The sequence below is a fragment of the Roseivivax marinus genome, from assembly GCF_900109705.1.
Taxonomy (GTDB): Bacteria; Pseudomonadota; Alphaproteobacteria; order Rhodobacterales; family Rhodobacteraceae; genus Roseivivax; species Roseivivax marinus.
The window spans coordinates 23,779-46,120 of the sequence record NZ_FOAI01000019.1; the positions used below are offsets into that span (position 1 = coordinate 23,779).

Here is a 22,342-nt window from a genome sequence, read left to right on the forward strand (position 1 = left end):
ACGGATGACCGACCCCGCCCCAGCCATCGAACTTCAGGGCATTTCCAAATCCTTCGGCCCGGTGCAGGCCAACAAGGACATCTCGCTGCGCGTGATGCCGGGCACGATCCACGGGATCATCGGCGAGAACGGCGCGGGCAAGTCCACGCTCATGTCGATCCTCTACGGCTTCTACGCCGCGGACAAAGGCGACATCTGGATCAAGGGCGAGAAGCGCCAGATTCCCGACAGTCAGGCCGCGATCAAGGCCGGCATCGGCATGGTCTTCCAGCATTTCAAGCTGGTGCAGAACTTCACCGTGCTCGAGAACGTCATCCTCGGTGCCGAGGACGGCGGCCTTCTGCGCCCGTCGCTGGCCAAGGCGCGCGGCGTGCTGAAGAGCCTCGCCGAGGAATACGAGCTGTCGGTCGATCCCGACATGCAGGTCCAGCACCTCTCGGTCGGGCATCAGCAGCGGGTCGAGATCCTCAAGGCGCTTTACCGGCAGGCGGACATCCTGATCCTCGACGAGCCCACGGGCGTGCTCACGCCCGCCGAGGCCGACCACCTCTTCCGCATCCTCGACAACCTGCGGGCCGAGGGGAAGACGATCATCCTCATCACCCACAAGCTGCGCGAGATCATGGAGATCACCGACACCGTGTCGGTCATGCGCCGCGGCGAGATGACGGCGACGGTCAAGACAGCGCAAACCACGCCCGAGGAGCTGGCCGAGCTGATGGTCGGCCGCAAGGTGCTGTTGCGCGTCGACAAGGCACCGGCCCAGCCCAAGGGCGCCGCGCTCGAGGTCCGCGACCTGCGGCACGTGGACACCAGCGGCGTGGAGCGCCTGCGCGGCGTTTCCTTCGACCTGCACGCCGGCGAAGTGCTGGGCATCGCGGGCGTCGCCGGTAATGGCCAGTCCGAGCTGCTCGAGGTCTTGGGCGGTTATGCCGACGCGACCGGCTCGGTCACCCTGAACGGGTCCGCCCTGCCCCTGTCGGGCGCGGGCTGCGACGGCATGGCCCGGCGCGCGGCCGGCATCGGGCACGTTCCCGAGGACCGGCAGAGCGAGGGCCTCATCATGCCCTACAGCGCGTGGGAGAACTCGGTCTTCGGGTATCACCGGGATCCCATGTGGCAGTCGGGCCTGCTGATGAAGAACGCGGCCATCCGCGAGGACGCCGCCGGGAAGATGGAGCGCTTCGACGTGCGCCCGCCGAACCCGGACCTTGCCGCCAAGAACTTCTCGGGCGGCAACCAGCAGAAGATCGTGCTTGCGCGCGAGATCGAGCGGAACCCCGACGTCCTGCTGATCGGCCAGCCGACGCGTGGCGTGGACATCGGCGCGATCGAGTTCATCCACCAGCAGATCGTGCGCCTGCGCGATGCCGGCAAGGCGATCCTGCTCGTGTCGGTGGAGCTCGACGAAATCTTCGCGCTGTCGGACCGCATCGGCGTGATGTTCGACGGCCGGCTCATGGGCATCCGCGACGCCGCCGCGGCCGACCAGCGCGAGCTGGGCCTGCTGATGGCGGGCGTCGGCGAGGACGAGGGCCAGGATCCGATGGCGGCCGCCGAGGCCGCGGAACGCGAACGGGAACGCCGGGAGGCGACGCATGGATAAGCTGCCCCCCTGGGCCGACGCGGTGCTGGTGCCGCTGATCTCGCTTTTGCTGGCCGCAGCGCTGTCGGCGCTGGTGATCCTCGGGATCGGCGAGAACCCCGTCGAGGCGTTCCGCCTGATGGTCGAGGGTGCGCTCCTGCGATCCGCGGGCTGGGGCTACACGCTCTACTACGCCACCAACTTCATCTTCACCGGCCTCGCCGTGTCGGTCGCCTTCCACGCGCGGCTGTTCAACATCGGCGGCGAGGGTCAGGCAACGCTGGGCGGTCTCGGCGTGGCCATCGTCTGCCTCTACCTGCCATGGCCGCACTGGACGCTGGCGATGCTCGGCGCCTCGGTAGCCGCCGCGCTCTTCGGGGCGGCGTGGGCATTCATCCCCGCCTACCTGCAGGCGAAACGCGGCAGCCACATCGTCATCACCACGATCATGTTCAACTTCATCGCCGCGGCGCTGCTGAACTACCTCCTGGTGAACGTGATGAAACCGGCGGGCCAGCAGGACCCGGCGACCGACATCTTCCCGGCCGCGACGCACCTGCCAACCTTCCAGGACATGTTCGCCACCGAGGCCAACCCGCTTTTCCGCGGAGCTCCGGGCAACGTGACCTTCTTCCTCGCCATCGCGGCCTGCGTGGCGATCTGGGCGCTGATCTGGCGCACCCGGCTCGGCTACGAGATCCGGGCGCTCGGCCATTCGGAGAGCGCCGCGCGCTACGCCGGCATCTCGCCGGTGAAAACCATTGTCGTCGCCATGCTGATCTCCGGCGGGCTTGCCGGGCTGATGGGCGTGAACACCGCCATGGGCGAGGCCGAGCGGCTGGTGATGAACGCGACCGAAGGCGCGGGCTTCATCGGGATCGCCGTTGCGCTGATGGGCCGCAATCACCCCGTGGGCGTGTTCCTCGCCGCGATCCTTTTCGGGTTTCTCTACCAGGGCGGGGCCGAGCTCGCGCTTTGGACCAACATCCCGCGCGAGTTGATCGTGGTCATCCAGGCGCTGGTGATCCTGTTCACCGGCGCGCTCGACAACGCGGTGCGGATGCCGCTGGCGCGCGTCTTCGCGATGCGCCGCAAACCGGCGGAATAAGGGGACAGGCATGGACTACGCCACGCTGTTGCAGGTGCTCGATTCGACCATGCGGCTTGCCACGCCCTTGCTGCTGGCCTGCCTTGCCGGTCTCTTTTCCGAGCGCGCGGGCGTCATCGACATCGGCCTCGAGGGCAAGATGCTGATCGCGGCCTTCTTCTCGGCAGCCATCGCGGCGGCCACCGGCTCGGTCTGGCTGGGCCTCCTGGCGGGCCTCGTGTCGTCCACGCTGCTGAGCTTCGTGCACGGGCTTGCCTCGATCACGTTCCGGGGCAACCAGCTGATCTCGGGCGTGGCGATCAACTTTCTCGCCGCCGGCCTGACCGTGCTGATCGCGCAGGACTGGTTCGGCCAGGGGGGGCGCACGCCGTCCCTGATCGGGTCCGGGCGCTGGGAGAACATCACCCTGCCGCTGGCCGAGACGCTGCGCCCGGTGCCCGTGTTGGGCCCGCTCTACGCCGACCTGATCTCCGGCCACTCGCTGCTGGTCTACGTGGGCCTCGTGATGGTGCCGGTGACGTGGTGGGTGCTGTTCCGCACCCGCTTCGGGCTGCGCCTGCGCGCCGTGGGCGAGGCGCCCGAGGCGGTGGACACCGCCGGCGTCTCGGTCACCGGGCTGCGCTACGCCGCGGTAGGCATCTGCGGCCTGCTCTGCGGGCTTGCGGGATCCTACCTCGCCACGGGCCTGCAGGCGGGCTTCGTCAAGGACATGACCGCGGGCCGGGGCTACATCGCGCTGGCGGCGCTGATCTTCGCCAAGTGGCGGCCTTGGTCGGCGCTCGGGGCCTGCCTGCTCTTCGGGCTGCTGCAGGCAGTCGCGCTGCGCTACCAGAACATCGACCTCGGCGGGATCACGATCCCGGTGCAGGTGATGGACGCCCTGCCCTACATCCTGACCGTGGTGATCCTCGCGGGCTTCGTCGGCAAGGCGATCCCGCCGCGGGCGGGCGGAGAGCCCTACGTCAAGGAGCGCTAGGCGCCTCCGCGCTGCCCGTGCCGTTGCGCCAAGGCGCTGCGGCGCAGAAAATCCGACCGTGACACGCCACGGGGCGTTGCCTTGCCCCACCGCCCCGCGCAATCTGGCGCCATGCAGCTCTACCTCCCCATCGCCGAGGTTTCGGTCAGCCTGTTCCTGCTTCTCGGCCTCGGCGTGATGGTGGGAATCCTGTCCGGCATGTTCGGCGTGGGCGGCGGGTTTCTGATCACTCCGCTCCTGTTCTTCCTCGGCATCCCGCCCGCCGTGGCGGTCGCCACCGGCGCCAACCAGATCGTGGCCAGTTCGGTCTCGGCCGTTCTTGCGCACCTGAGGCGAAAGACCGTGGACCTTAAAATGGGCACCGTCCTGCTGGTAGGGGGTCTCGGCGGGTCGGGCGTGGGCGTGTGGCTGTTCAACTACCTCAAGGAGGCCGGCCAGGTCGATCTGCTGGTGCGGCTGTGCTACGTTGTCTTCCTCGGCATCATCGGCGGGCTGATGTTGATCGAGAGCCTGCGCGCCCTCCTGAACGCGCAGAAGGGCAAGCGCGGCAAGCGCAAGTCCCACGGCTGGGTGCACGGCCTGCCCTTCACGATGCGGTTCCGGGCCTCGGGCCTCTACATCTCGGCGATCCCGCCCCTGCTGGTCGGCGCGGCGGTGGGCGTGCTGGCGGCGATCATGGGCGTGGGCGGCGGCTTCATCATGGTGCCGGCGATGATCTACCTGCTGGGGATGCCGACCAAGGTGGTCGTCGGCACGTCGCTCTTCCAGATCATTTTCGTCACCGCCTTCACCACGATCATGCACGCGGTCACCACGCAGACGGTCGACATCTTCCTTGCCCTCGCGCTGATCTGTGGCGGTGTGGTCGGCGCGCAGATCGGCACGGCGCTCGGCTCGCGGCTCAAGGCCGAGCAGTTGCGTATCCTGCTCGCGCTGCTGGTGTGCGCGGTCTGCGTGAAGCTCGGTCTCGACCTCGTGATCGAGCCGACGGAGCTTTACGTGATCTCGCAGGAAGGCGCGCCGGAATGACCCCGCTCCGCCGCCTCCTCGCCGCGGCCGCGCTGTGGTCTGCGGCCGCCCTGCCAGCCGCCGCGCAGGAGACCGGAGAGGGCGCGGGCGCCGAAAGCGTGGTGCTCGGGCTCAGCCAGGACAGCGTGTCGATCTCGACCGACTTCGACGGTTCCGAGATCCTCGTCTACGGCGCGGTGAAGCGCGAGGTGCCGATCCCCGCCGATCCGCCGCTTGAGGTGGTGGTCACCGTGTCGGGCCCGTTCGTGCCGATCACCGTCTACCGCAAGGAACGCCGCTTCGGCATCTGGGTGAACACCGATGCCGTCGAGATCGACCTCGCGCCCTCGTTCTACGCGGTTGCCACCTCCGGCCCCTTCGACAGCGTGTTGTCGAACGTCGAGGACCTGCGCCACTCGGTGTCGGTGCCGCGCGCGATCCGGTCCGTCGGCGCAAGGGTGGAGAACGCGCAGGCCTTCACCGAAGCCGCGATCCGCATCCGCGACGAGGCCGGGCTCTACCAGCTGCTCGAGGGCGCGGTGCACGTGCGCGAGGAGACGCTGTTCTCGACCCGCATCCGCTTGCCCGCGAACCTGACCGAGGGCAACTACGCCACCCGCATCTTCCTGACCCGCGGCGGCCGGGTGATCGGTGATACATCGAGCATGATTGACGTCCGCAAGGTCGGGCTGGAACGATGGCTCTACAACCTGTCGCGCGACCTGCCGCTGGTCTACGGCCTCTTGTCCCTGACGCTGGCGATCGTCGCCGGCTGGGGCGCGTCCACGGCCTTCCGATACATGCGGAACTGATCCGGTCAGCCTTCGGTGCGTTCGCGGGCAAGCGGCGCCATCTGCCGGTGCCCGTCCGAAACCACCGAGAAGGAGCCGTCGGATTCCAGCACCACGGCATCCACGTCCGCAAGGCTGCGCCAGCCCTCGGTGCGGACCACCGTGTCCAGTTCCTCGCGAGTGACGCGGGCACGGCGCATGGCGCCGGGAAGCGCCTCGCCGCGTCGGGCCAGCAATGTCGGCTCGGAGCGCACCGCGCGCGCGAACCACGACGCCCGCACCGAGGCCGTGGCCACCGCCCATTGCAGCGCGATCAGCAGCACCAGGGCGGTGATCCCCTCGGCAAGGGCGACGCTCTCGCTCAGCAGGATCGACGCCAGGGTCGAGCCGAACGCCACGGTGATGACGAGGTCGAAGGCGTTGAGCTTGGCCAGCGTCCGGTTGCCGGAAAGCCGCAGCGAGAACACGAGGAACGCGTAGGCCATAGTGCCGACAATGAGCGTCCGGACGATGCCGCTCCAGCTTTGGAAGAACATTTCGGACCAGTCCATGCGCGCCCCGCTTTCGTGTTTCCAAGGACCCAACCATTGGTCCGGTCACCGGTTTCATCGCACTGCCTTGCCGAGGGCGCGTCCCGGGGCTACGGTCCGCCTCACCTCGGGGTGCCGGACCGTGCGAGACGCGCGCAAGGCTGAGATGCGGGAGCCCCCGCGAACCCGTTGAACCTGAACCGGGTAACACCGGCGGAGGGAAGGTGTCCGGCGTCCCCGCATCGACGGGTCGCCCCCTGCCCGTCCGCCGCGACAAACGGAGGATCGGCCATGAATGCCACAACCCCGCTCGCCGCGGCCACCACGCTCGCGCTTTCCGCCCTCGGCACCGTCGCCGCTGCGCAGGAAGACCGCCCCGTGCTGACCGTCTATGCCGGCGACTACGTCGCCTCGGAATGGGGGCCCGGCCCCCGCATCGAGGAGATGTTCGAGGCGCGCTGCGACTGCGACCTGCAGTTCTCGACCGGGGATCTGCTGCCGCGCCTCATGCTCGAGGGCGAGCGCACCGACGCCGACATCGTGTTCGGCCTGAACACCGACGTGACGCGGAAGGCGCGCGAGTCGGGCCTCTTCGCCCCGCATGGGCAGGACACCTCGGACCTGACCCTGCCGGTCGAATGGACCGACGACACCTTCCTGCCCTACAATTACGGGCACACGGCCTTCGTCTACGACACCGACCGCGTGACCGAGCCGCCCGAGAGCTTCGACGCCCTGCTCGAGGCGCCCGACGATCTGTCCATCGTCATCCAGGACCCTCGCACGTCGATCTCGGGGCTCGCCATGGCGCTGTGGATCGATGCAGTCTACGGCGACGAGGCACAGGCCGCGTGGGAGGCGCTCGCACCGAAGATCCTCACCGTCACCAAGGGCTGGTCCGAGAGCTACGGCCTCTTCACCGACGGCGAGGCCGACATGGTGCTGAGCTACACCACGTCGCCCGCCTACCACCTGATCGCCGAGGACGACGATACGGTGAAGGCCGCGATTTTCCCCGAGGGCCACTACTTCATGGTCGAGCTGGTCGCGCGAACGTCCACCACCGACGTGCCCGAGCTTGCGGACGAGTTCCTGTCCTTCGTGCTGTCCGAGGACTTCCAGTCGATGATCGCCACCGGCAACTGGTCGATCCCGGCCAAGCTCCCGCGCGAGAAGTGGCCGGAGGGCTTCCAGGCTCTCGAGCTGCCCGACGAGGTCCTGTTCTACGACGAGGACGAGGCCGCGGCGCGGCGCGAGGAGGCGATCGAGGCGTGGCGGCGCGGTCTTTCGCAGTAATCGCGGCGGGCCTCGTGGCGCTTCTGGCGCTGGGGCCCGTCGTGGCGGTCGTCTGGCGGGCCGGAGGATTCGCGTCCTTCGGCCCCGGCGACATGCAGGCGTTGCGCTTCACGCTCTGGCAGGCGGCGGCCTCCGCCGCCCTGAGTGTCGGGCTGGCGATCCCGGTGGCGCGCGCGCTGGCCCGGCGTCGTTTCGTCGGGCGCGGCCTGCTTGTGGCCCTGCTGGGCGCGCCGTTCATCCTGCCGGTGATCGTGGCCGTGCTGGGCCTGATCGCGGTCTTCGGATCGCAGGGCCTCGTGAACCGTGCGCTGTCGGGCCTCGGGTTGCCGTCTCTCAGCATCTACGGTGCGCACGGCGTGATCCTCGCGCACGTGTTCTTCAACCTTCCGCTGGCCACGCGGATGATCCTGCAAGGCTGGCTGGCGATCCCCGGAGAGCGGCTGCGCCTCGCCGCCGCGCTCGACCTCGGTCCGTGGACGATGCTGCGCGTGCTGGAATGGCCGATGCTGCGCCGGATCGTGCCTCAGGCCTTCGCGGTGATCTTCGTGATCTGCCTGTCCTCCTTCGCCGTGGCGCTGACACTGGGCGGCGGGCCGCGCGCGACCACGGTGGAGCTGGCGATCTACCAGGCCATGCGCTTCGACTTCGACCTTGGCCGCGCTGCCGCGCTGGCGTGCCTGCAACTGGCACTGGCGCTGTCGGCGGGCCTCGTCGCGCTTGCGCTGTCAGGGGGCACCGGCTTCGGCGCGGGCCTCGACCGTGCGATCCCGCGCTGGGACGCGGACCGCGCGGGCGCGAAGGTGCTCGATGCGGCGTGGATCGGCTTCGCGGCGCTGTTCCTGCTCACCCCGCTGGTGTTGGTGACCCTGAACGGCGTGCCGGGGCTCACGCAACTCGGCGCCTCCACCCTGGCGTCCGCGGGCCGGTCGCTGGCCGTGGCGCTCGCCTCCACGCTCCTGTGCCTTCTCTGGGCGCTGCCTCTTGCCACGCGCCGGGGCGAGGTCGCGGGCCTCGCGGGCATCGCCATCTCGCCCCTGGTGATCGGTACGGGCCTGTTCATCGTGGTTCGCCCCTATGCCGCGCCCACGGACCTAGCCCTTCCGGTCACCATGCTGGTCAACGCGATGGCGGCGCTGCCCTTTGCGCTGCGTATCCTGCGTCCCGAGGCCGAGAGCATCCGCGCCGAGCATCGCAGGCTCGCGCAGTCGCTGGGCCTTTCGGGACGGGTCTGGCTCATGCGTATCCTGCTGCCGCGCCTGCGCCGCCCGCTGGGCTTCGCTGCCGGTCTGACGGCGGCGCTGTCGATGGGCGACCTCGGCGTGATCGCCCTTTTCGCCGATCCCGGCCACGCGACGCTGCCCTTCCACGTCTACGGGCTGATGGGCTCCTACCGGATGGAGGCGGCCCAGGGCGCGGCGCTATTGCTGCTGGCGCTGTCGTTGGGGCTGTTCTGGCTGTTCGACCGAGGGGGACGGGTGAATGCTTGAGGTGCGAGGCGTGACCCACGGCGCGGGCGCGTTCCGTCTGGAGGCGGACCTGACCCTGCCCCGCGCGGGCCGCGTGGCGGTGATCGGGCCGTCGGGGGCGGGAAAATCCACGCTGCTCGACCTGATTGCCGGATTCCGCGCGCCCGACGCGGGCCGTATCCTTTGGGACGGCTCCGACCTGACCGACCAGCCGCCGGGCCGGCGTCCGGTGGCGACGCTCTTCCAGGACAACAACCTGTTTCCGCACCTGAGCGTGAACGAGAACCTCGCGCTGGCGCTCCGACCGCGCGGCGGACGTCTCGACGCGGACCAGCGGACCGCTCGAAGCGAGGCGCTGGAGCGCGTCAGCCTGCCGGAGATGGGCGCGCGTCGTCCCGGCGACCTGTCCGGCGGTCAGCAGAGCCGCGCGGCGCTTGCACGTGTGCTGCTGCAGCGCCGCCCGGTCATGCTGCTCGACGAGCCTTTTGCGGCCCTCGGCCCGGCGCTCAAGCGCGAAATGCTCGACCTGGTGCGAGACGTCGGCGACACGCTGGATGCCCTGGTTCTGGTAGTCACCCACGATCCCCGCGACGCGCAGGGCTTCGCCGCACAGACCGTCCTTGTGGACGAGGGCCGCGTGCACCCGCCGGTTGCCACGGAGACGCTCTTCTCCGATCCGCCCCCCGCCCTGCGCGCCTATCTCGGCGACTGAGTCCTGAACCGGCCCTATTCGGGCTTCGTCGCCTGCATCGCCTCGGTCTCGGAGGCCTTCTCGAACCACGCCGCCAGCTGCGGCCGCCCCGCGCGCCAGTCCCTCTCCGGGTGGCGGAAGTCAAGGTATCCAAGCGCACAGCCGATGGCGATCTGCGCCATGGTCACGCGGCCTGCGAGGTGGCTGGTCCAGCGGTCCTCGAGCGCGTCGAGCGACCGGGCGATCTTGGCCCACTGCCCTTCGAGCCACGGCGCGTGGCGCTTCTCCTCGGGGCGGAAGCGCGCCTCGTAGATCATGCCCACGGCGGCATCGAGGATGCCGTCCGCCGTCGCCTCCAGCGTCAGGACCTCCCACAGGCGGCTTTCGGGATAGAGCCCCGCGCCCGCACGTGCATCGAGGTAGCGGCAGATCACCCGGCTGTCGTAGAGCGCGGGGCCGTCCTCGCGCAGGAGCGTCGGCACCTTGCCCACGGGGTTCATCGCGGTGAGCGTTGGATCGGGCTCGAGCGGCGAGGCCGCGACCTTCTGGGTTTCGGTCTGGTCGGCGAGGCCGGTCTCGATCAGCGTGACGCGGACCTTGCGCACGTAGGGCGAGGGTCCGGCCATCAGGAGCGTCATCATCGCGGGGGCCTCCGGGCTGTTGCGTGTCGTGGCGCAGGCTAGACCCGCGCCGCGCCCGCCGAAAGGGGAAGCAGGATCACGGCGCCGGCGGATCGGTCATCAGCCGCGCGAGGGCGTCGAGCTCGTGCCCGATGCCCGCCGCCGCGATCCGGTCGGCCGCACCGTAGCGCGCCCCGGGCGTCTTGTTCTGGTTCAGCTTCCACGTCGCGTCGATCGCATCGACCCGCAGGACGTAGGGCACGATGACGCGCAGCAGCTTGTCGCGCGCGGCCTCGGTCATCTTGGCGGTGGTCCAGGGCCGCTTGGGCGCGAGGCGGGCCTCGAACGCCTCCGACAGCCTGTCGAGCATGGGGAGCAGCTCGTCCGTCGGTCGCCTCTCGAGCGTGCCGGTAAGGTGGACGGCGACGTAGTTCCACGTGGGCACCTGGTCGTCGAGGCCGTACCAGTCGGGCGAGACGTAGCCGTCCGGGCCCGAAACGGCGAGCCGTGCGCCAGCGCGGTCGCTCACCGAGCGGGCGATGGGGTTCGACCGGACGAGGTGCAGCTCGGCGGTGGTGCCGTCCCCGGACAAAAGGAACGGAACGTGGGACAGGTGCGGCACGCCGGCACCGTCGCCCACGGCGAGCACACCGAAGCCGCGCTCACGGGCGAAGGCGATGTCGGCTGCGTGGTCGGAGGTGCGAAAAGCGGGATTCGGGTGCATTTGATCAAACCTGTCGGGTCGCGCCCATCCAGACGGGCCGGTGGGGCCCCTGTCAACGCGCCTTGGGGTGGGTGTCCTCGTAGACCCTCATCAAATGCGCGCCGTCGACCGAGGTATAGGCCTGCGTCGTCGACAGCGAGGCGTGGCCCAGCAGGTCCTGGATCGCCCTCAGGTCACCGCCCGAGGCCAGCAGATGCGTGGCAAAGCTGTGACGGAAGGCGTGGGGCGTCGCGCTCGACGGCAGGCCGAGCTGGAGCCGCGCGCGCTCGGTCGCCTTGCGGACCAGCCGCGCGTTCAGCGGCCCGCCCCGCGCCCCGCGGAACAGCGGGTCTTCGGCCCCGAGGTCGAACGGGCAAAGCGCAACGTACCGGTCGACCGCCGTCCGGGCCACGGGCAATACCGGCACGACCCGCTCCTTGCCGCCCTTGCCGACGATCCGCAGCGCTTCGGCCAGCGGCACGGACGCGCCGGTGAGGCCCAACGCCTCGGACATCCGCAGGCCGCAGCCGTATAGCAGCGTGACCACCGCGGCATCGCGCGCGGCGATCCAGCCGTCGGCCTGCGACTCCACGGTGCCGATCATGTCCCGTGCCGCATCCTCGGTCATCGGGCGCGGCAGCTTCTTCTGGAAACGGGGGGCGCGGGTGGTCAGCACAGCCGTGGGCTCGAAGCCCTCGCGCTCGGCCAGCCAGCGGTAGAACGCCTTGACCGCCGACAGCTTGCGCGCAACCGACCGCGAGCCGACACCGCCCGAGCGCAGGCCGGCGAGCCAGGCCCGCATGTCGCGCACCTCGATCCGCGACAGCGCGGCCAGGCCCTGCGGCTCGGCCCGGTGGGCTGTCATGAAGGCGATGAACTCGACCACGTCGCCGCGATAGGCGGACAGGGTTGCCGGGGCGTTGCCGCGCAGGGCACCGGCGGCGGCGATCCACCCCTCGAGCGCGTCGCGCGCCTGGGGCGAGATCGCGAGGCTCATGCCAGCCAGCGCCGCATCGAGCGTTCGAACACCCCGGCGAAAAAGCCGAGAAGATCGGTGCCGTGCTGCGGCGTGAACTGGTGGGGGTCCTCTGCGCCGAGGATCAGCAGGCCCGGCAGGCGGCCTTCACCCAGATCGAGCCGCAGGGACGCCTCGGACCGGATCCAGTCGGCCAGCTCGCCGTAAATGCGGGAATCGCCCTCGCCCAGCTGGCGCAGGGTCACGGGACGTGCGGGCCCGCCCCGGCCGGCGGCGATGTAGTCGTCGACAAAGCCCGGCTCGGCCACGGTCAGAACCTCGCCCAGACGGCGCACCGCGGGCACTTCGCCGCCGTCCCGGCTTTCGAGCACGAGCTTCACGCAGTCGACGCGCAGGATGTCCGCGACCTCGCCGCCGAGATCGCGCAGGAACGCCTCGAACTCGACCGGGTCGAGCATCCGCAGGATGGCACGGTGGATCTGGTTGGTCCCGGCAAGGTTCTCGTAGGCTGCCGCGATGACCGAGCGGTGCGTCTCCTCGAGACGGTCCAGCCGGGTTTCCAGCCGTTCCATCGCGATGCCGCGCAGGTCGACGATGTTGGTGCCGAGGGCCCGCTCGTTCGCGGCCACCAGCGCGCGCATGAGCTCGGTGTCCTCGAGCACCATGTCCGGCTGGGCGATGATCGTCTCGCGCAGGGAGTCTTCGATTCGTGCGGGGTCGGTCATCGGCTGCCTCGTGCTCGGGATCCGTCGTCGCGCGGCGAACCGCGCGCGCGGCCAGTGTTTTATCCCGGTTTCCCGAAGTTGCCGCGGCAAGTCAATCCGGCCCGTCCCCTCCTGTGGCGGGAGGTTGCCTGCCGGTCACGCAACGCTTGCGGGCGATAGCGCCCGCCGCAAGCGATCAGAACTTGAGCGTTAGGCCGAAATTGACCGCGTTCGTCTTGATGTTCGTCTGCAGGTCGCCGTCACCCTCGAGCTCGACGTCGTTGGCCGAGTATGTGAACTGGTATTCCCCGAAAAGCGCGACGCGCTCGGACAGGTCGTAGCTTGCCCCCGCCATCAGGCGCATGGCCGGACCGCCGTATTGCAGCTCGTAGGTGTCGATGCCGGTGGTGGTGTCCACGTCCACGTGGGGCACCGACACACCGACGCCGCCGCCGACGTAGGGCGTGAACGACCCCCAGCGGTCGGGCCAGCGATACATGGCGTTCGCCGTGACGATGTTGAGGCCGTCGGTGAACTCGAGGTCCTCGAATCCGATTTCGGCCTTCTCGTCATCAGGGGCGTAGACCTTGGTGTGGGTGAACTCGACGCCGAAGCCCAGACGGTCGGTCTTCCACCACGTTCCTCGCACGCCATAGTAGGGCGGCATCTCGAAAGACTTGCCGTCCCACCCGATGAGGGCGTCGAAGTCCTCTCCGGTTCCGGGATAGTCACCTTCCACGCGGCTGTGCGGAGCGGTCTGCCAGCCCGAGTAGAGCGAAAATTCGTAGTCTTGCGCCGCGACGAGTTGCGCGGAGGCCGGAACCAGGACCGCCGCGGTGGCGGCAGCCGCGAGCCAGGTGGTCTTCATTCGTCAGTCATCCCCAATGCCGGAACGGCACGTATCCGAACCGTTACAGGCAACTTGGGTTCCACTCAACCGCGACACAACCGCGCTGCGTGCATTTCCGCGCCTTTGTAATCTGGACGCGCGCGGGAGGTCCCGTTAAACACCGCCTCCATAAGGCTGCGGCGGCGTTCCGTGGCCCGACAGGCCAATCGCGCGCCCGTCCGGGGCGCTCAGGAATGGAGATGACCTCTTGTCCCACGCAGAAGATACGCAAGGCACCCGGAGGGACTTCCTCTACTATGCCACAGCAGGCGCGGGCACCGTCGCCGCAGGCGCCGCGGTGTGGCCGCTGGTGAACCAGATGAACCCCTCGGCGGACGTGCGCGCGCTGTCGTCGATCCGGGTCGATGTCTCGGGCGTCTCCGAGGGCAGCCAGATCACTGTGCAGTGGCTCGGCAAGCCGGTCTTCATCCGCCGCCGCACGCCCACCGAGATCGAGGAAGGCCGCGCCGTCGACCTGTCGCAGCTGATCGACCCGATCGCGCGCAACGAGAACATCCAGGGCGAGGCCGACGCGGTCGACGAGAACCGCACGCTGGACCCCGACGGCCAGTGGCTGGTGATGATGGGCGTCTGCACGCACCTCGGCTGCGTGCCGCTGGGCAACGGCGCCGGCGACTTCGACGGCTGGTTCTGCCCCTGCCACGGCTCGCACTACGACACCGCCGGGCGGATCCGCCGCGGCCCCGCTCCGCAGAACCTGCCGGTTCCCGTCGCCGCCTTCGACGGCGAAACCACCATCGTACTGGGCTGAGGGAGGACACACCGAATGGCCGGAATTCCCCACGACCACTACCAGCCGTCCACCGGCGGCGAAAAGTGGCTCCACAAGCGGCTGCCGATCCTCGGCATCCTCTACGACACCATCATGATCCCCACGCCCAAGAACCTGAACTGGATGTGGATCTGGGGCATCGTGCTGACCTTCACCCTGGTCCTGCAGATCGCCACCGGCATCACGCTGGTGATGCACTACACCCCCGATGCCGACCTTGCGTTCCGCTCGGTCGAGCACATCATGCGTGACGTGAACGGCGGCTGGGCCCTGCGCTACATCCACGCCAACGGCGCATCGCTGTTCTTCGTGGCGGTCTACTTCCACATCTTCCGCGGCCTCTACTACGGCTCGTACAAGGCTCCGCGCGAAGTCACGTGGATCATCGGCATCCTGATCTACCTTCTGATGATGGGCACCGCCTTCATGGGTTACGTGCTGCCGTGGGGTCAGATGTCGTTCTGGGGCGCCACCGTGATCACCGGCCTGTTCGGCGCAATCCCGTTCATCGGCGAGACCATCCAAACCTGGCTTCTGGGCGGACCGGCTGTGGGCAACTACACCCTCACCCGCTTCTTCTCGCTGCACTACCTGTTCCCGTTCGTGATCGCCGGCCTCGTGATCGTCCACATCTGGGCGTTCCACACCACCGGCAACAACAACCCCTCGGGCGTCGAGGTCCGCCGCGGCTCCAAGGGCGAAGCGGCCAAGGACACGGTTCCGTTCTGGCCCTACTACGTCCTCAAGGACCTGTTCGCGCTGGCGGTGATCCTTGCCGTGTTCTTCGCGATCGTGGGCTTCATGCCGAACTACCTCGGCCACCCCGACAACTACATCGAGGCCAACCCGCTGGCAACGCCCGCGCACATCGTGCCCGAATGGTACTTCCTGCCGTTCTACGCGATCCTGCGTGCGTTCACCTCGGAAGTCTGGGTCGTGCAGCTGGCGAGCTTCATCACCGGCGGCATCATCGACGCGAAGTTCTTCGGCGTGCTCGCCATGTTCGGTGCGATCGCGGTCATGGCGCTGGCGCCCTGGCTCGACACGTCGAGCGTCCGGTCGGGCCGCTACCGCCCCATGTTCAAGTGGTGGTTCGCCCTGCTCGTCGTGGACTTCGTGGTGCTGATGTGGGTCGGCGCGCAGCCGACGACCTTCCCCTACGACTGGATCTCGCTGATCGCCTCGGCCTACTGGTTCGCCTACTTCCTGGTGATCCTGCCGCTTCTTGGCGTGATCGAGAAGCCGCTGAAGCGCCCCGACACGATCGAGGCCGACTTCGAGGCCCACTACGGCGCCTCCGGCGGCACCGCCCAGAAGCCCAACGTCGCTCCGGCGGAATGAGAATGGATCGGACGAAAGAGATGATTAAGAAACTCGCCCTCTCCGCCCTCCTTGCGACCGGCCTTGCCGGCGGCGCCCACGCCGCCGGAGAGGTTCACCAGGAAATCGAGGACTTCGACTTCTCGTTCGAGGGCCCCTTCGGCAGCTACGACCAAGCGCAGCTTCAGCGCGGCCTGCAGATCTACACGCAGGTCTGCTCGGGCTGTCACGGTCTGCAATACGTCCCGCTGCGGGCGCTCGGCGACGAAAGCGGCCCCGGCTACTCGGACGCCGAGGTCCGCGCCTACGCCCAGCAGAACTACGAGGTCTTCGACGAGGACCTCGACGACTACCGTCCTGCCACGCCCACCGACACGTTCCCCGCGAACGATGCCGTCGGCGCCCCGGACCTGTCGCTGATGGCCAAGGCGCGCGCGGGCTTCCACGGCCCGTACGGCACCGGCATCAACCAGCTGGTCAAGGGCATGGGCGGCCCGGAATACATCGCGTCGCTGCTGACCGGCTACACCGGTGAGCAGATGGAGCAGGCCGGCACCATCCTCTACGAGAACACCGCCTTCCCGGGCGGCTGGATCTCGATGGCGCCCCCGCTCTACGGCGAGGACGTGAGCTATTCCGAAGGCCAGCCCGAGCCCACGCTCGAGCAGGAAGCCCAGGACGTGGCCGCGTTCCTGATGTGGACCGCCGAGCCCAAGATGATGGCGCGCAAGCAGGCCGGCCTGACCGGCGTCGTCTTCCTCACCCTGCTGTCGGTGCTGCTCTACCTCACCAACAAGCGCATCTGGAAGCCGGTGAAGCGCAAGGCCGACGAGGCCTGAGCCTTCCCTCGGTCCGACTCATGCGAAGGCCCCGCCGTCCGGCGGGGCCTTTTTCGTTGCGCGGCGGCAGTTGCCGGATCGCGTAGGCGGGCGCAACATGGACTAGCCCGTTCACAGGAGTCGTCGTGATGAAAAGCCTGCTGACCTGTTTTGCCTTGATCCTCGCCCTGCCCGTGGCTGCCACGGCCCAAGCTCGGTCCGAGGTCCGCTTTGAGCCCGGCAATTACGGCGCCATGGTCGAGGGTCAGATCACCGGCCGCAATTATGCCGACTACGTCGTCGCCGCGCGCGGCGGGCAGGAGCTGTTCGCGGAAATCGATGTCGTGGAGTCCGACGGCTACGGCACCGTGTATTTCAACATCCTGCCGCCGGGCAGCGACGACGTGGCGATCTGGATCGGCTCCACCGAGGGCGACACGGCCCGGATAGAATTGCCCGAGGATGGCACCTACACACTGCGCGTCTACCAGATGGGCAACGACCGCGACACAGGCGCCACCACATCCTTCCGGCTGGACCTTTCGATCCAGTAAACGACGCGGGGCACGATCGCCCCGCGCCCCCGTGGATCAGTCGTCGATCTCGAACGCCGGCTGGTTCTCGAGTGCCTCGCGGTCGAGGCGGGTGACGATTGACAGCTCGTCATCGTCATCGGGGGACCGCGCGAGACGGATATCGCTCAGCGGGATCATCACCGCCTTGTCGCCAATGCCGAGGAAGCCGCCCACGTCGGTCGTGAGGCCCTGCACCTGGCCCTGGTTGTCCATGACGATTTCCTCGACCTCGCCGATCTCGCTCAGGTCGGCCAGCATGGCGGCGAAGGGCTCCTCGCCCTCCCACACGGTCGAGTCGTAATTGCCCTCGAGCGAGACGATCCGTGCATCCTGGATCATCGACGCGGTGATGTAGGCTTGCTGGTCCTGCTGCTGGTCTTCGGCCTGGGCCTGCTCCTGCGCGGCGGCGTCATCCCCGCTTTGCGAAGACCCCGAGTCCTGGGCGAAGGCGGGAAAAGCGAGACCGCCAGCGATCAGCGCGGCGTAAATGGCACGGGACATGGGGGAACCTCCTCGGGACAACAACCGAGTGAGGAACCGCCCTGCCCTTCCTTTGTTCCGGCCAATCGGCTTAGCCGCTGTCGTGGAAATGCCCGTAGATGCGTTCGGCCAGCGCCGCGGACACCCCCTCGACCGCCTTGAGGTCTGCGAGGTTCGCGCGGCTCACTGCCTTGGCCGATCCGAAATGCTGAAGCAGCGCCCGCTTGCGCGATGCGCCGACCCCGGCAATCTCGTCCAAGGGGTTCGCCGAAACGGCCTTGGCCCGCTTGGCGCGATGACTGCCGATGGCGAAGCGGTGGGCCTCGTCGCGCATCCGCTGCACGAAGTAGAGAACCGGGTCGTTGCGCCGCAGCGCGAAGGGCCGCTGCCCGAAGCGGTGGAATTCTTCCTTGCCGTTGTCGCGGTCGACGCCCTTGGCGACGCCGATCATCGCCACGTCTTCGACCCCGTGCTCGGCCATGATCTCGTGCACGGCGCTGACCTGTCCAGCGCCGCCGTCGATCAGCAGGAGATCCGGCCAGAGCCCCTTTTCACGGTCCGGGTCGTCCTTGAGCAGGCGCTTGAACCGACGCGCCAGCACCTCTTTCATCATCCCGAAGTCATCGCCTGGGGTCAGGTCCTCGCCGCGGATGTTGAACTTGCGGTACTGGTTCTTGATGAAGCCGTCCGGCCCCGCGACGATCATCGCACCGACCGCGTGGGCGCCCTGGATGTGCGAGTTGTCGTAGACCTCGATCCGCTCCGGCACGGTTTCCAGCCCGAAGGCCTCGGCGAGGCCGCGCAGGAGTTTTCCCTGCGCCGCGCTCTCGGCCATCTTGCGGCCGAGGCTCTCGCGGGCGTTGCGCATCGCCCCTTCCATCAGTTCGGCTTTCTCGCCCCGGCGAGGCACCGCGATCTCGACCTTCCTGCCAAGCTTGTCGGACAGAAGCTCGGTCATCAGGTCGGGGTTCTCGATCTCGTGGCTCAGCAGCAGCAGCCGCGCGGGCTCTTTCGTATCGTAGAACTGGCCGATGAAGGCCTCCAGAACCTCGGCCTGGTCCACGTCCTCGCCGACGCGGGGGTAGAAGTCGCGGTTGCCCCAGTTCTGGTTCGCGCGGATGAAAAAGACCTGCACGCAGGCCTGCCCGTTCTCGAGGTGCAGCGCGAGGATGTCCGCCTCCGTCACGCTGCGCGGGTTGATGCCCTGCGCCGTCTGCACCTGTGTCAGCGCGCGGATGCGATCGCGCAGCGCGGCGGCACGTTCGAACTCCATCGCGGCGGAGGCCTCGGTCATCTGCTCCTTGAGCGTCTCCTGTACCTTCGTGTCCCGCCCCGAGAGGAAGCGTTCGGCGTCCTGCACGCTGGCGCGGTAGTCCTCCTCCGAGATCTTGCCGACGCAGGGCGCACTGCACCGCTTGATCTGGTGCAAGAGGCACGGCCGCGTGCGGGTCTCGAAGACGCTGTCGGTGCAGTTGCGCAGCAGGAACGCCTTCTGCAGCTGGTTCAGGGTCCTGTTCACCGCCCCGGCGCTGGCGAAGGGTCCGTAATAACTGCCCTTCTCGGTTTTCGCGCCGCGATGCTTCTTGATCTGCGGATAGGCGTGGTCGCCGGTGACGAGGATGTTCGGGAACGACTTGTCGTCGCGCAGCAGCACGTTGAACTTCGGCTTGAGCTGCTTGATGAGGTTCTGCTCGAGCAGCAGCGCCTCGGTCTCGGTGCGCGTCGTCAGGAACATCATCGACGCGGTCTCGCGGATCATCCGTGCGATCCGCGGTGTATGCCCGGTGGGGCGCGCGTAGCTCGACACTCTCGCCTTCAGGTTGCGCGCCTTCCCGACGTAGAGCACCCGGCTCTGCGCGTCGAGCATGCGGTAAACCCCCGGCGAGGACTCGAGGGTGCGCAAATAATCCTGGATGACCGCGTGGCCCGTTTTGGGCGGAGTGTCAGGCGAAGTTGTCATGGCGTCGTGCAAAGCTCTTCGAATCGGTCGATTCGCAGGGATGGCTGCCCAATCCGGAGGTCTGTCGCAAGATGGAAGGCATCCACCGAACCTGTGGACAAGTCTTTGGGCAACTCTGCGGACATGCCGTCTTAGGCCAACAGAACAAGGCTGTAAATCGACTTGCCTGTTTTTTAGGCCATTTCGTAACCCATTGTTTTATTTGCATACTTTTTCAAAGCATCACCAACCACCTGTTATTCTTAAGATTTTTGTAACGGGTCTGTGACGCTCCGTGTGCCGGTGCACAACTCCACTCGAAGGTGTCAGCCCTTGCCGACAACGTCCGGTGTTTGCCACGCCAGATGCTGCCCACCGTCGACGCACAGAAGTTGCCCGGTGATCGCCGGAGAATCGTGAAAATAACCGAGGGCCGCGCAGATATCGTCGGGCTTCGCACCCCGGCCGAGGACGGTCGCCCCGCGCTGCTGCGCGAAGTGCTCGGCGGGCTGATCCGCGCCCTGCAAGGTCGGACCGGGTCCAATGGCGTTCACCCGCACCGTACCCCCCAGCGCTTGCGCGGCGGTGCGAGTCAGCGTCCACAGCCCCATCTTGGCGATGGTGTAGCTCATGAAGTGCGGCGTCAGCTTGCGGACGCGCTGGTCGATCATGTTGACCACGAGGCCCTGCGCCAGCGGCTCTCCGTTCTCGTCGGAGCGCGCTGGCGGCACTTGCGCTGCAAGCGCCTGCGTCAGAACGAAAGGCGCGCGCAGGTTGCTCTCGATGCTGCGGTCCCAGCTTTCCCGCGTGGCTCCGTGGATGGAATCGTATTCGAAGATCGAGGCATTGTTCACGAGCCGGGTGATCGGCCCGCCCAGCGCCTCGGCCGCCTTGGGCAGAAGCGCCTGCGTCGCGTCCTCGTCCAGCAGGTCGGCCTGCACCGTGACCGCCTCGCGGCCCTTCTCGCGGATCAGAGAGGCGACCTCCTCTGCGGCATCCTCGGAGCCGCCGTAATGCACCGCCACGTCACAGCCGCGGTCCGCAAGGTAGAGCGCCATGGCGCGGCCAAGCCGCTTGCCCCCGCCGGTGACAAGCGCGCGGTGTCGGGTCGTGTCGGTCATCGATGTCTCCGGTCGGTATGTCTCAGCTCAGCACGACGAGCACATAGCCCACATAGGCCGCCGACAAGACCACGCCCCAGACGCGCGTCAGGTTCATCTTGAACAGCACGAATGGCGCCAGCAGGACCGACGCACCCAGCATCACCCACAGATCGAAGCGCAGGAACGAGGGGTCCACCTCGATCGGTGCGATCAGCGACGCGATCCCGATTATGGCCAGAAGGTTGAACATGTTCGAGCCGATGACGTTGCCCAAGGCCACGTCCGCCTGTCGCCGCAGCGCCGCCGACACGGTGGTGGCCAGTTCGGGCAACGAGGTGCCGACCGCCACCATGGTCAGGCCGATCACAGTGTCCGACACGCCGAACCGCTGCGCGATCTCGGTGGCGCTGTCGACCAGCAGGTCGGCGCCGAACGGCAGGCCGATCAGGCCCAGGGCGAGGAACAGGATGATTTTCCACCAGGGCATCGACGGGTCGGCCCCTTCGAGGTCCTCTTCGGCGTCCGCCGCCTCGCCCGCGCGGCGATGCTTGACCGAGTCCCAGAAGTTGTCCCCGAGGATCAGCGCCAGTGCCGCCAGAAGCACGAGGCCCGCGATCCAGTCGAACACGCCGCGGAACGCAAGGCCGATGAACAGCACCGAGGCCGCCATCATGAACCAGTAGCTCTTGCGGGTGTCGTGCTCGGCCGTGTGCATCACCGCGATCAGCGCGGGGATGCCCAGCACCATCAGCACGTTGGCGGTGTTCGAGCCGACCACGTTTCCCAACGCGATGCCCGATGCGCCCTCCAGACCCGCATTGATCGAGATCAGCAGCTCGGGCGCCGAGGTGCCGAAGGCGACGATGGTGAGCGACACGATCAGCGCAGGCACCCCCAGCCGCAGCGCGAGGTTCACCGCCCCCTTCACCAGTGCATCGCCCGCGAGAAGAAGGACCGCGAGGCCCAGTGCCGCCGTCAGCCAGACCATTCAGCCGTTCCTGTTCTGCTTGCAGGGGCACGGCCCCTTTCCGATCCTGTGGCGCCCGCAGTCAGGGCACTTGCCCGCGCCGAACCTGGGCAGTCGCGGGCGGCGCCATTTGCCGAACATGCCCATGACGCCCATGAAGACGAGGAAGAGAAGAACGATCTTCAGGATCATTCAGAGACCGAAGCGCGCGAAGCCCGCGCGGTCCTCTATCGCCGCCATCGCGTCGCTGGCGAGGCTCGCCCCAAAGCGCGCCAGCAGCGGGCGCTTCTGCTCGTAGCGGCGGAACTTCACCTTGTCGCCGAAGCGCGATTTCATCTCTGGCGCGAGGTGCGCGACACCGTCCGCAAGCCCGACCTTCACCGCGCGCTCGCCGATCCAGATTTCGCCGGTGAACAGGTCCGGATCGTCGGCCAGCGTGTCACCGCGGCGGCCCTTCACGTGGTCGATGAAGGTCTCGTGCAGTTGTCCGAGCCAGCGCTCGAGACGGGCCACGTCCTCTTCGCTCTCGGGGCGGAAGGGGTCGAGCATGGATTTGGACTCGCCCGCGGTGTGGACGCGCCGCTCGATCCCTTGCCGCTGCAGGAAGACATGCGCGCCGAAGCCCGCAGAGATGACGCCGATGGAGCCCACGATGGACGAGCGGTCCACGAATATCTTGTCGGCGGCCGAGGCGATCCAGTAGCCGCCCGAGGCCGCCACGTCCTCGACGAAGGCGTAGACGGGGATCTTCTTCTCGTCGGCGAGCCGCCGGATGCGCGCGCCGATCAGCGCGGATTGCACCGGCGATCCGCCGGGCGAATTGACCTCCAGCGCGACCGCCTTGGGCTTCCCGCGCGAGAACGCGCGCTCGATCTGCTGGGCGACCGCGCGGTCGCTCAACGCGCCGCGCCCGGTTCCCCCGATCGTGCCCTGAAGGCGGACGATCGAAACGACGGGCACGGATTTCCTGAAAGGCAGTCGGATGTTCATGCCGAGGGATGTAG

Annotated in this window: 23 protein-coding genes and 1 riboswitch; of the genes, 12 read left to right on the top strand and 11 right to left on the bottom strand. The window is 68.0% G+C overall.

Going from position 1 to position 22,342, the window contains the following annotated elements; all coding sequences use genetic code 11:
* The first annotated feature begins 4 nt into the window (after window positions 1–4).
* The 5 genes from BMX29_RS17475 to BMX29_RS17495 all read left to right on the top strand — a co-directional run bounded on the left by BMX29_RS17475 (window position 5) and on the right by BMX29_RS17495 (window position 5,489).
* Window positions 5–1,606, top strand: coding sequence for an ABC transporter ATP-binding protein (locus BMX29_RS17475; protein ID WP_092815406.1), 1,602 nt, complete (start codon window positions 5–7; stop codon window positions 1,604–1,606).
* The gene (locus tag BMX29_RS17480; protein ID WP_092815409.1) at window positions 1,599–2,693 is read left to right on the top strand and encodes an ABC transporter permease; all 1,095 of its coding nucleotides are present in this window, start codon (window positions 1,599–1,601) and stop codon (window positions 2,691–2,693) included. Before BMX29_RS17475 ends, BMX29_RS17480 begins: the two co-directional genes overlap by 8 nt.
* Window positions 2,694–2,703: 10 nt before the next feature.
* Complete coding sequence (locus BMX29_RS17485) at window positions 2,704–3,669, top strand: ABC transporter permease (protein ID WP_092815412.1); 966 nt, start codon at window positions 2,704–2,706, stop codon at window positions 3,667–3,669.
* A 111-nt stretch (window positions 3,670–3,780) separates the two neighbouring features.
* Window positions 3,781–4,698 carry a sulfite exporter TauE/SafE family protein gene (locus tag BMX29_RS17490; protein ID WP_092815415.1) on the top strand — a complete coding sequence of 306 codons (918 nt, stop codon included), beginning with the start codon at window positions 3,781–3,783 and terminating at the stop codon, window positions 4,696–4,698.
* The gene (locus BMX29_RS17495; protein WP_081749803.1) at window positions 4,695–5,489 is read left to right on the top strand and encodes a TIGR02186 family protein; all 795 of its coding nucleotides are present in this window, start codon (window positions 4,695–4,697) and stop codon (window positions 5,487–5,489) included. Before BMX29_RS17490 ends, BMX29_RS17495 begins: the two co-directional genes overlap by 4 nt.
* 5 nt (window positions 5,490–5,494) lie before the next feature.
* Here the strand turns inward: BMX29_RS17495 and BMX29_RS17500 are convergent, their stop codons facing one another.
* Window positions 5,495–6,019: a DUF421 domain-containing protein gene (locus BMX29_RS17500; RefSeq protein WP_092815418.1), complete on the bottom strand. Its 525-nt coding sequence runs from the start codon at window positions 6,017–6,019 to the stop codon at window positions 5,495–5,497.
* Window positions 6,020–6,116: 97 nt separating this feature from the next.
* A riboswitch (TPP riboswitch) is annotated at window positions 6,117–6,237 on the top strand.
* A 52-nt stretch (window positions 6,238–6,289) separates the two neighbouring features.
* Between BMX29_RS17500 and BMX29_RS17505 the strand changes: the two genes are divergently transcribed.
* Genes BMX29_RS17505 through BMX29_RS17515 form a run of 3 tightly spaced genes read left to right on the top strand, consistent with a single transcriptional unit; the run spans window position 6,290 to window position 9,472 of the window.
* Window positions 6,290–7,294: a thiamine ABC transporter substrate-binding protein gene (locus tag BMX29_RS17505; protein WP_092815421.1), complete on the top strand. Its 1,005-nt coding sequence runs from the start codon at window positions 6,290–6,292 to the stop codon at window positions 7,292–7,294.
* Window positions 7,270–8,781, top strand: a complete 1,512-nt coding sequence (locus tag BMX29_RS17510) for an ABC transporter permease family protein (protein WP_092815424.1) — start codon at window positions 7,270–7,272, stop codon at window positions 8,779–8,781. The genes BMX29_RS17505 and BMX29_RS17510 overlap by 25 nt, the downstream gene beginning before the upstream one ends.
* Window positions 8,774–9,472 carry a thiamine ABC transporter ATP-binding protein gene (locus tag BMX29_RS17515; protein ID WP_092815426.1) on the top strand — a complete coding sequence of 233 codons (699 nt, stop codon included), beginning with the start codon at window positions 8,774–8,776 and terminating at the stop codon, window positions 9,470–9,472. The genes BMX29_RS17510 and BMX29_RS17515 overlap by 8 nt, the downstream gene beginning before the upstream one ends.
* 14 nt (window positions 9,473–9,486) lie before the next feature.
* Here the strand turns inward: BMX29_RS17515 and BMX29_RS17520 are convergent, their stop codons facing one another.
* From BMX29_RS17520 to BMX29_RS17540, 5 genes are all read right to left on the bottom strand, one after another.
* A complete protein-coding gene (locus tag BMX29_RS17520) occupies window positions 9,487–10,089 on the bottom strand; it encodes a glutathione S-transferase (protein WP_043845624.1) in 603 nt (200 codons plus the stop codon).
* A 79-nt stretch (window positions 10,090–10,168) separates the two neighbouring features.
* Window positions 10,169–10,795: an FMN-binding negative transcriptional regulator gene (locus BMX29_RS17525; RefSeq protein ID WP_092815429.1), complete on the bottom strand. Its 627-nt coding sequence runs from the start codon at window positions 10,793–10,795 to the stop codon at window positions 10,169–10,171.
* Between the two features lie 52 nt (window positions 10,796–10,847).
* The gene (locus tag BMX29_RS17530; RefSeq protein WP_092815432.1) at window positions 10,848–11,771 is read right to left on the bottom strand and encodes a tyrosine recombinase XerC; all 924 of its coding nucleotides are present in this window, start codon (window positions 11,769–11,771) and stop codon (window positions 10,848–10,850) included.
* Complete coding sequence (locus BMX29_RS17535) at window positions 11,768–12,475, bottom strand: DUF484 family protein (RefSeq protein WP_092815435.1); 708 nt, start codon at window positions 12,473–12,475, stop codon at window positions 11,768–11,770. The genes BMX29_RS17530 and BMX29_RS17535 overlap by 4 nt, the downstream gene beginning before the upstream one ends.
* Before the next feature lie 175 nt (window positions 12,476–12,650).
* Complete coding sequence (locus BMX29_RS17540) at window positions 12,651–13,322, bottom strand: outer membrane protein (RefSeq protein ID WP_092815438.1); 672 nt, start codon at window positions 13,320–13,322, stop codon at window positions 12,651–12,653.
* A 229-nt stretch (window positions 13,323–13,551) separates the two neighbouring features.
* Here BMX29_RS17540 and petA point away from each other — a divergent pair, with 229 nt between their 5' ends.
* The 4 genes from petA (at window position 13,552) to BMX29_RS17560 (ending at window position 16,828) form a co-directional block, all read left to right on the top strand.
* Window positions 13,552–14,115, top strand: a complete 564-nt coding sequence (gene petA / locus BMX29_RS17545) for a ubiquinol-cytochrome c reductase iron-sulfur subunit (RefSeq protein WP_092815441.1) — start codon at window positions 13,552–13,554, stop codon at window positions 14,113–14,115.
* Window positions 14,116–14,130: 15 nt separating this feature from the next.
* Window positions 14,131–15,477 (top strand): cytochrome b, encoded by a 1,347-nt coding sequence (gene petB, locus BMX29_RS17550; RefSeq protein WP_043845393.1) that lies wholly within the window; start codon window positions 14,131–14,133, stop codon window positions 15,475–15,477.
* A gap of 20 nt (window positions 15,478–15,497) precedes the next feature.
* Window positions 15,498–16,295 (top strand): cytochrome c1, encoded by a 798-nt coding sequence (locus BMX29_RS17555; protein ID WP_092815478.1) that lies wholly within the window; start codon window positions 15,498–15,500, stop codon window positions 16,293–16,295.
* A gap of 128 nt (window positions 16,296–16,423) precedes the next feature.
* Entirely contained in the window at window positions 16,424–16,828 is a 405-nt protein-coding gene (locus BMX29_RS17560) for a hypothetical protein (protein WP_092815443.1), read from the top strand.
* Window positions 16,829–16,864: 36 nt separating this feature from the next.
* Here BMX29_RS17560 and BMX29_RS17565 read toward each other — a convergent pair whose 3' ends face one another.
* The 5 genes from BMX29_RS17565 to BMX29_RS17585 all read right to left on the bottom strand — a co-directional run bounded on the left by BMX29_RS17565 (window position 16,865) and on the right by BMX29_RS17585 (window position 22,328).
* The gene (locus BMX29_RS17565) at window positions 16,865–17,350 is read right to left on the bottom strand and encodes a PRC-barrel domain-containing protein (protein ID WP_092815446.1); all 486 of its coding nucleotides are present in this window, start codon (window positions 17,348–17,350) and stop codon (window positions 16,865–16,867) included.
* Window positions 17,351–17,420: 70 nt separating this feature from the next.
* On the bottom strand, window positions 17,421–19,289 hold the full coding sequence (uvrC, locus tag BMX29_RS17570) for an excinuclease ABC subunit UvrC (protein ID WP_092815449.1): 1,869 nt from the start codon (window positions 19,287–19,289) through the stop codon (window positions 17,421–17,423).
* Between the two features lie 305 nt (window positions 19,290–19,594).
* On the bottom strand, window positions 19,595–20,389 hold the full coding sequence (locus BMX29_RS17575) for an SDR family oxidoreductase (RefSeq protein ID WP_092815451.1): 795 nt from the start codon (window positions 20,387–20,389) through the stop codon (window positions 19,595–19,597).
* A 22-nt stretch (window positions 20,390–20,411) separates the two neighbouring features.
* Window positions 20,412–21,359, bottom strand: a complete 948-nt coding sequence (locus tag BMX29_RS17580; protein ID WP_043845402.1) for a calcium/sodium antiporter — start codon at window positions 21,357–21,359, stop codon at window positions 20,412–20,414.
* Between the two features lie 171 nt (window positions 21,360–21,530).
* The gene (locus BMX29_RS17585; protein ID WP_092815453.1) at window positions 21,531–22,328 is read right to left on the bottom strand and encodes a S49 family peptidase; all 798 of its coding nucleotides are present in this window, start codon (window positions 22,326–22,328) and stop codon (window positions 21,531–21,533) included.
* Between the last annotated feature and the right edge of the window lie 14 nt (window positions 22,329–22,342).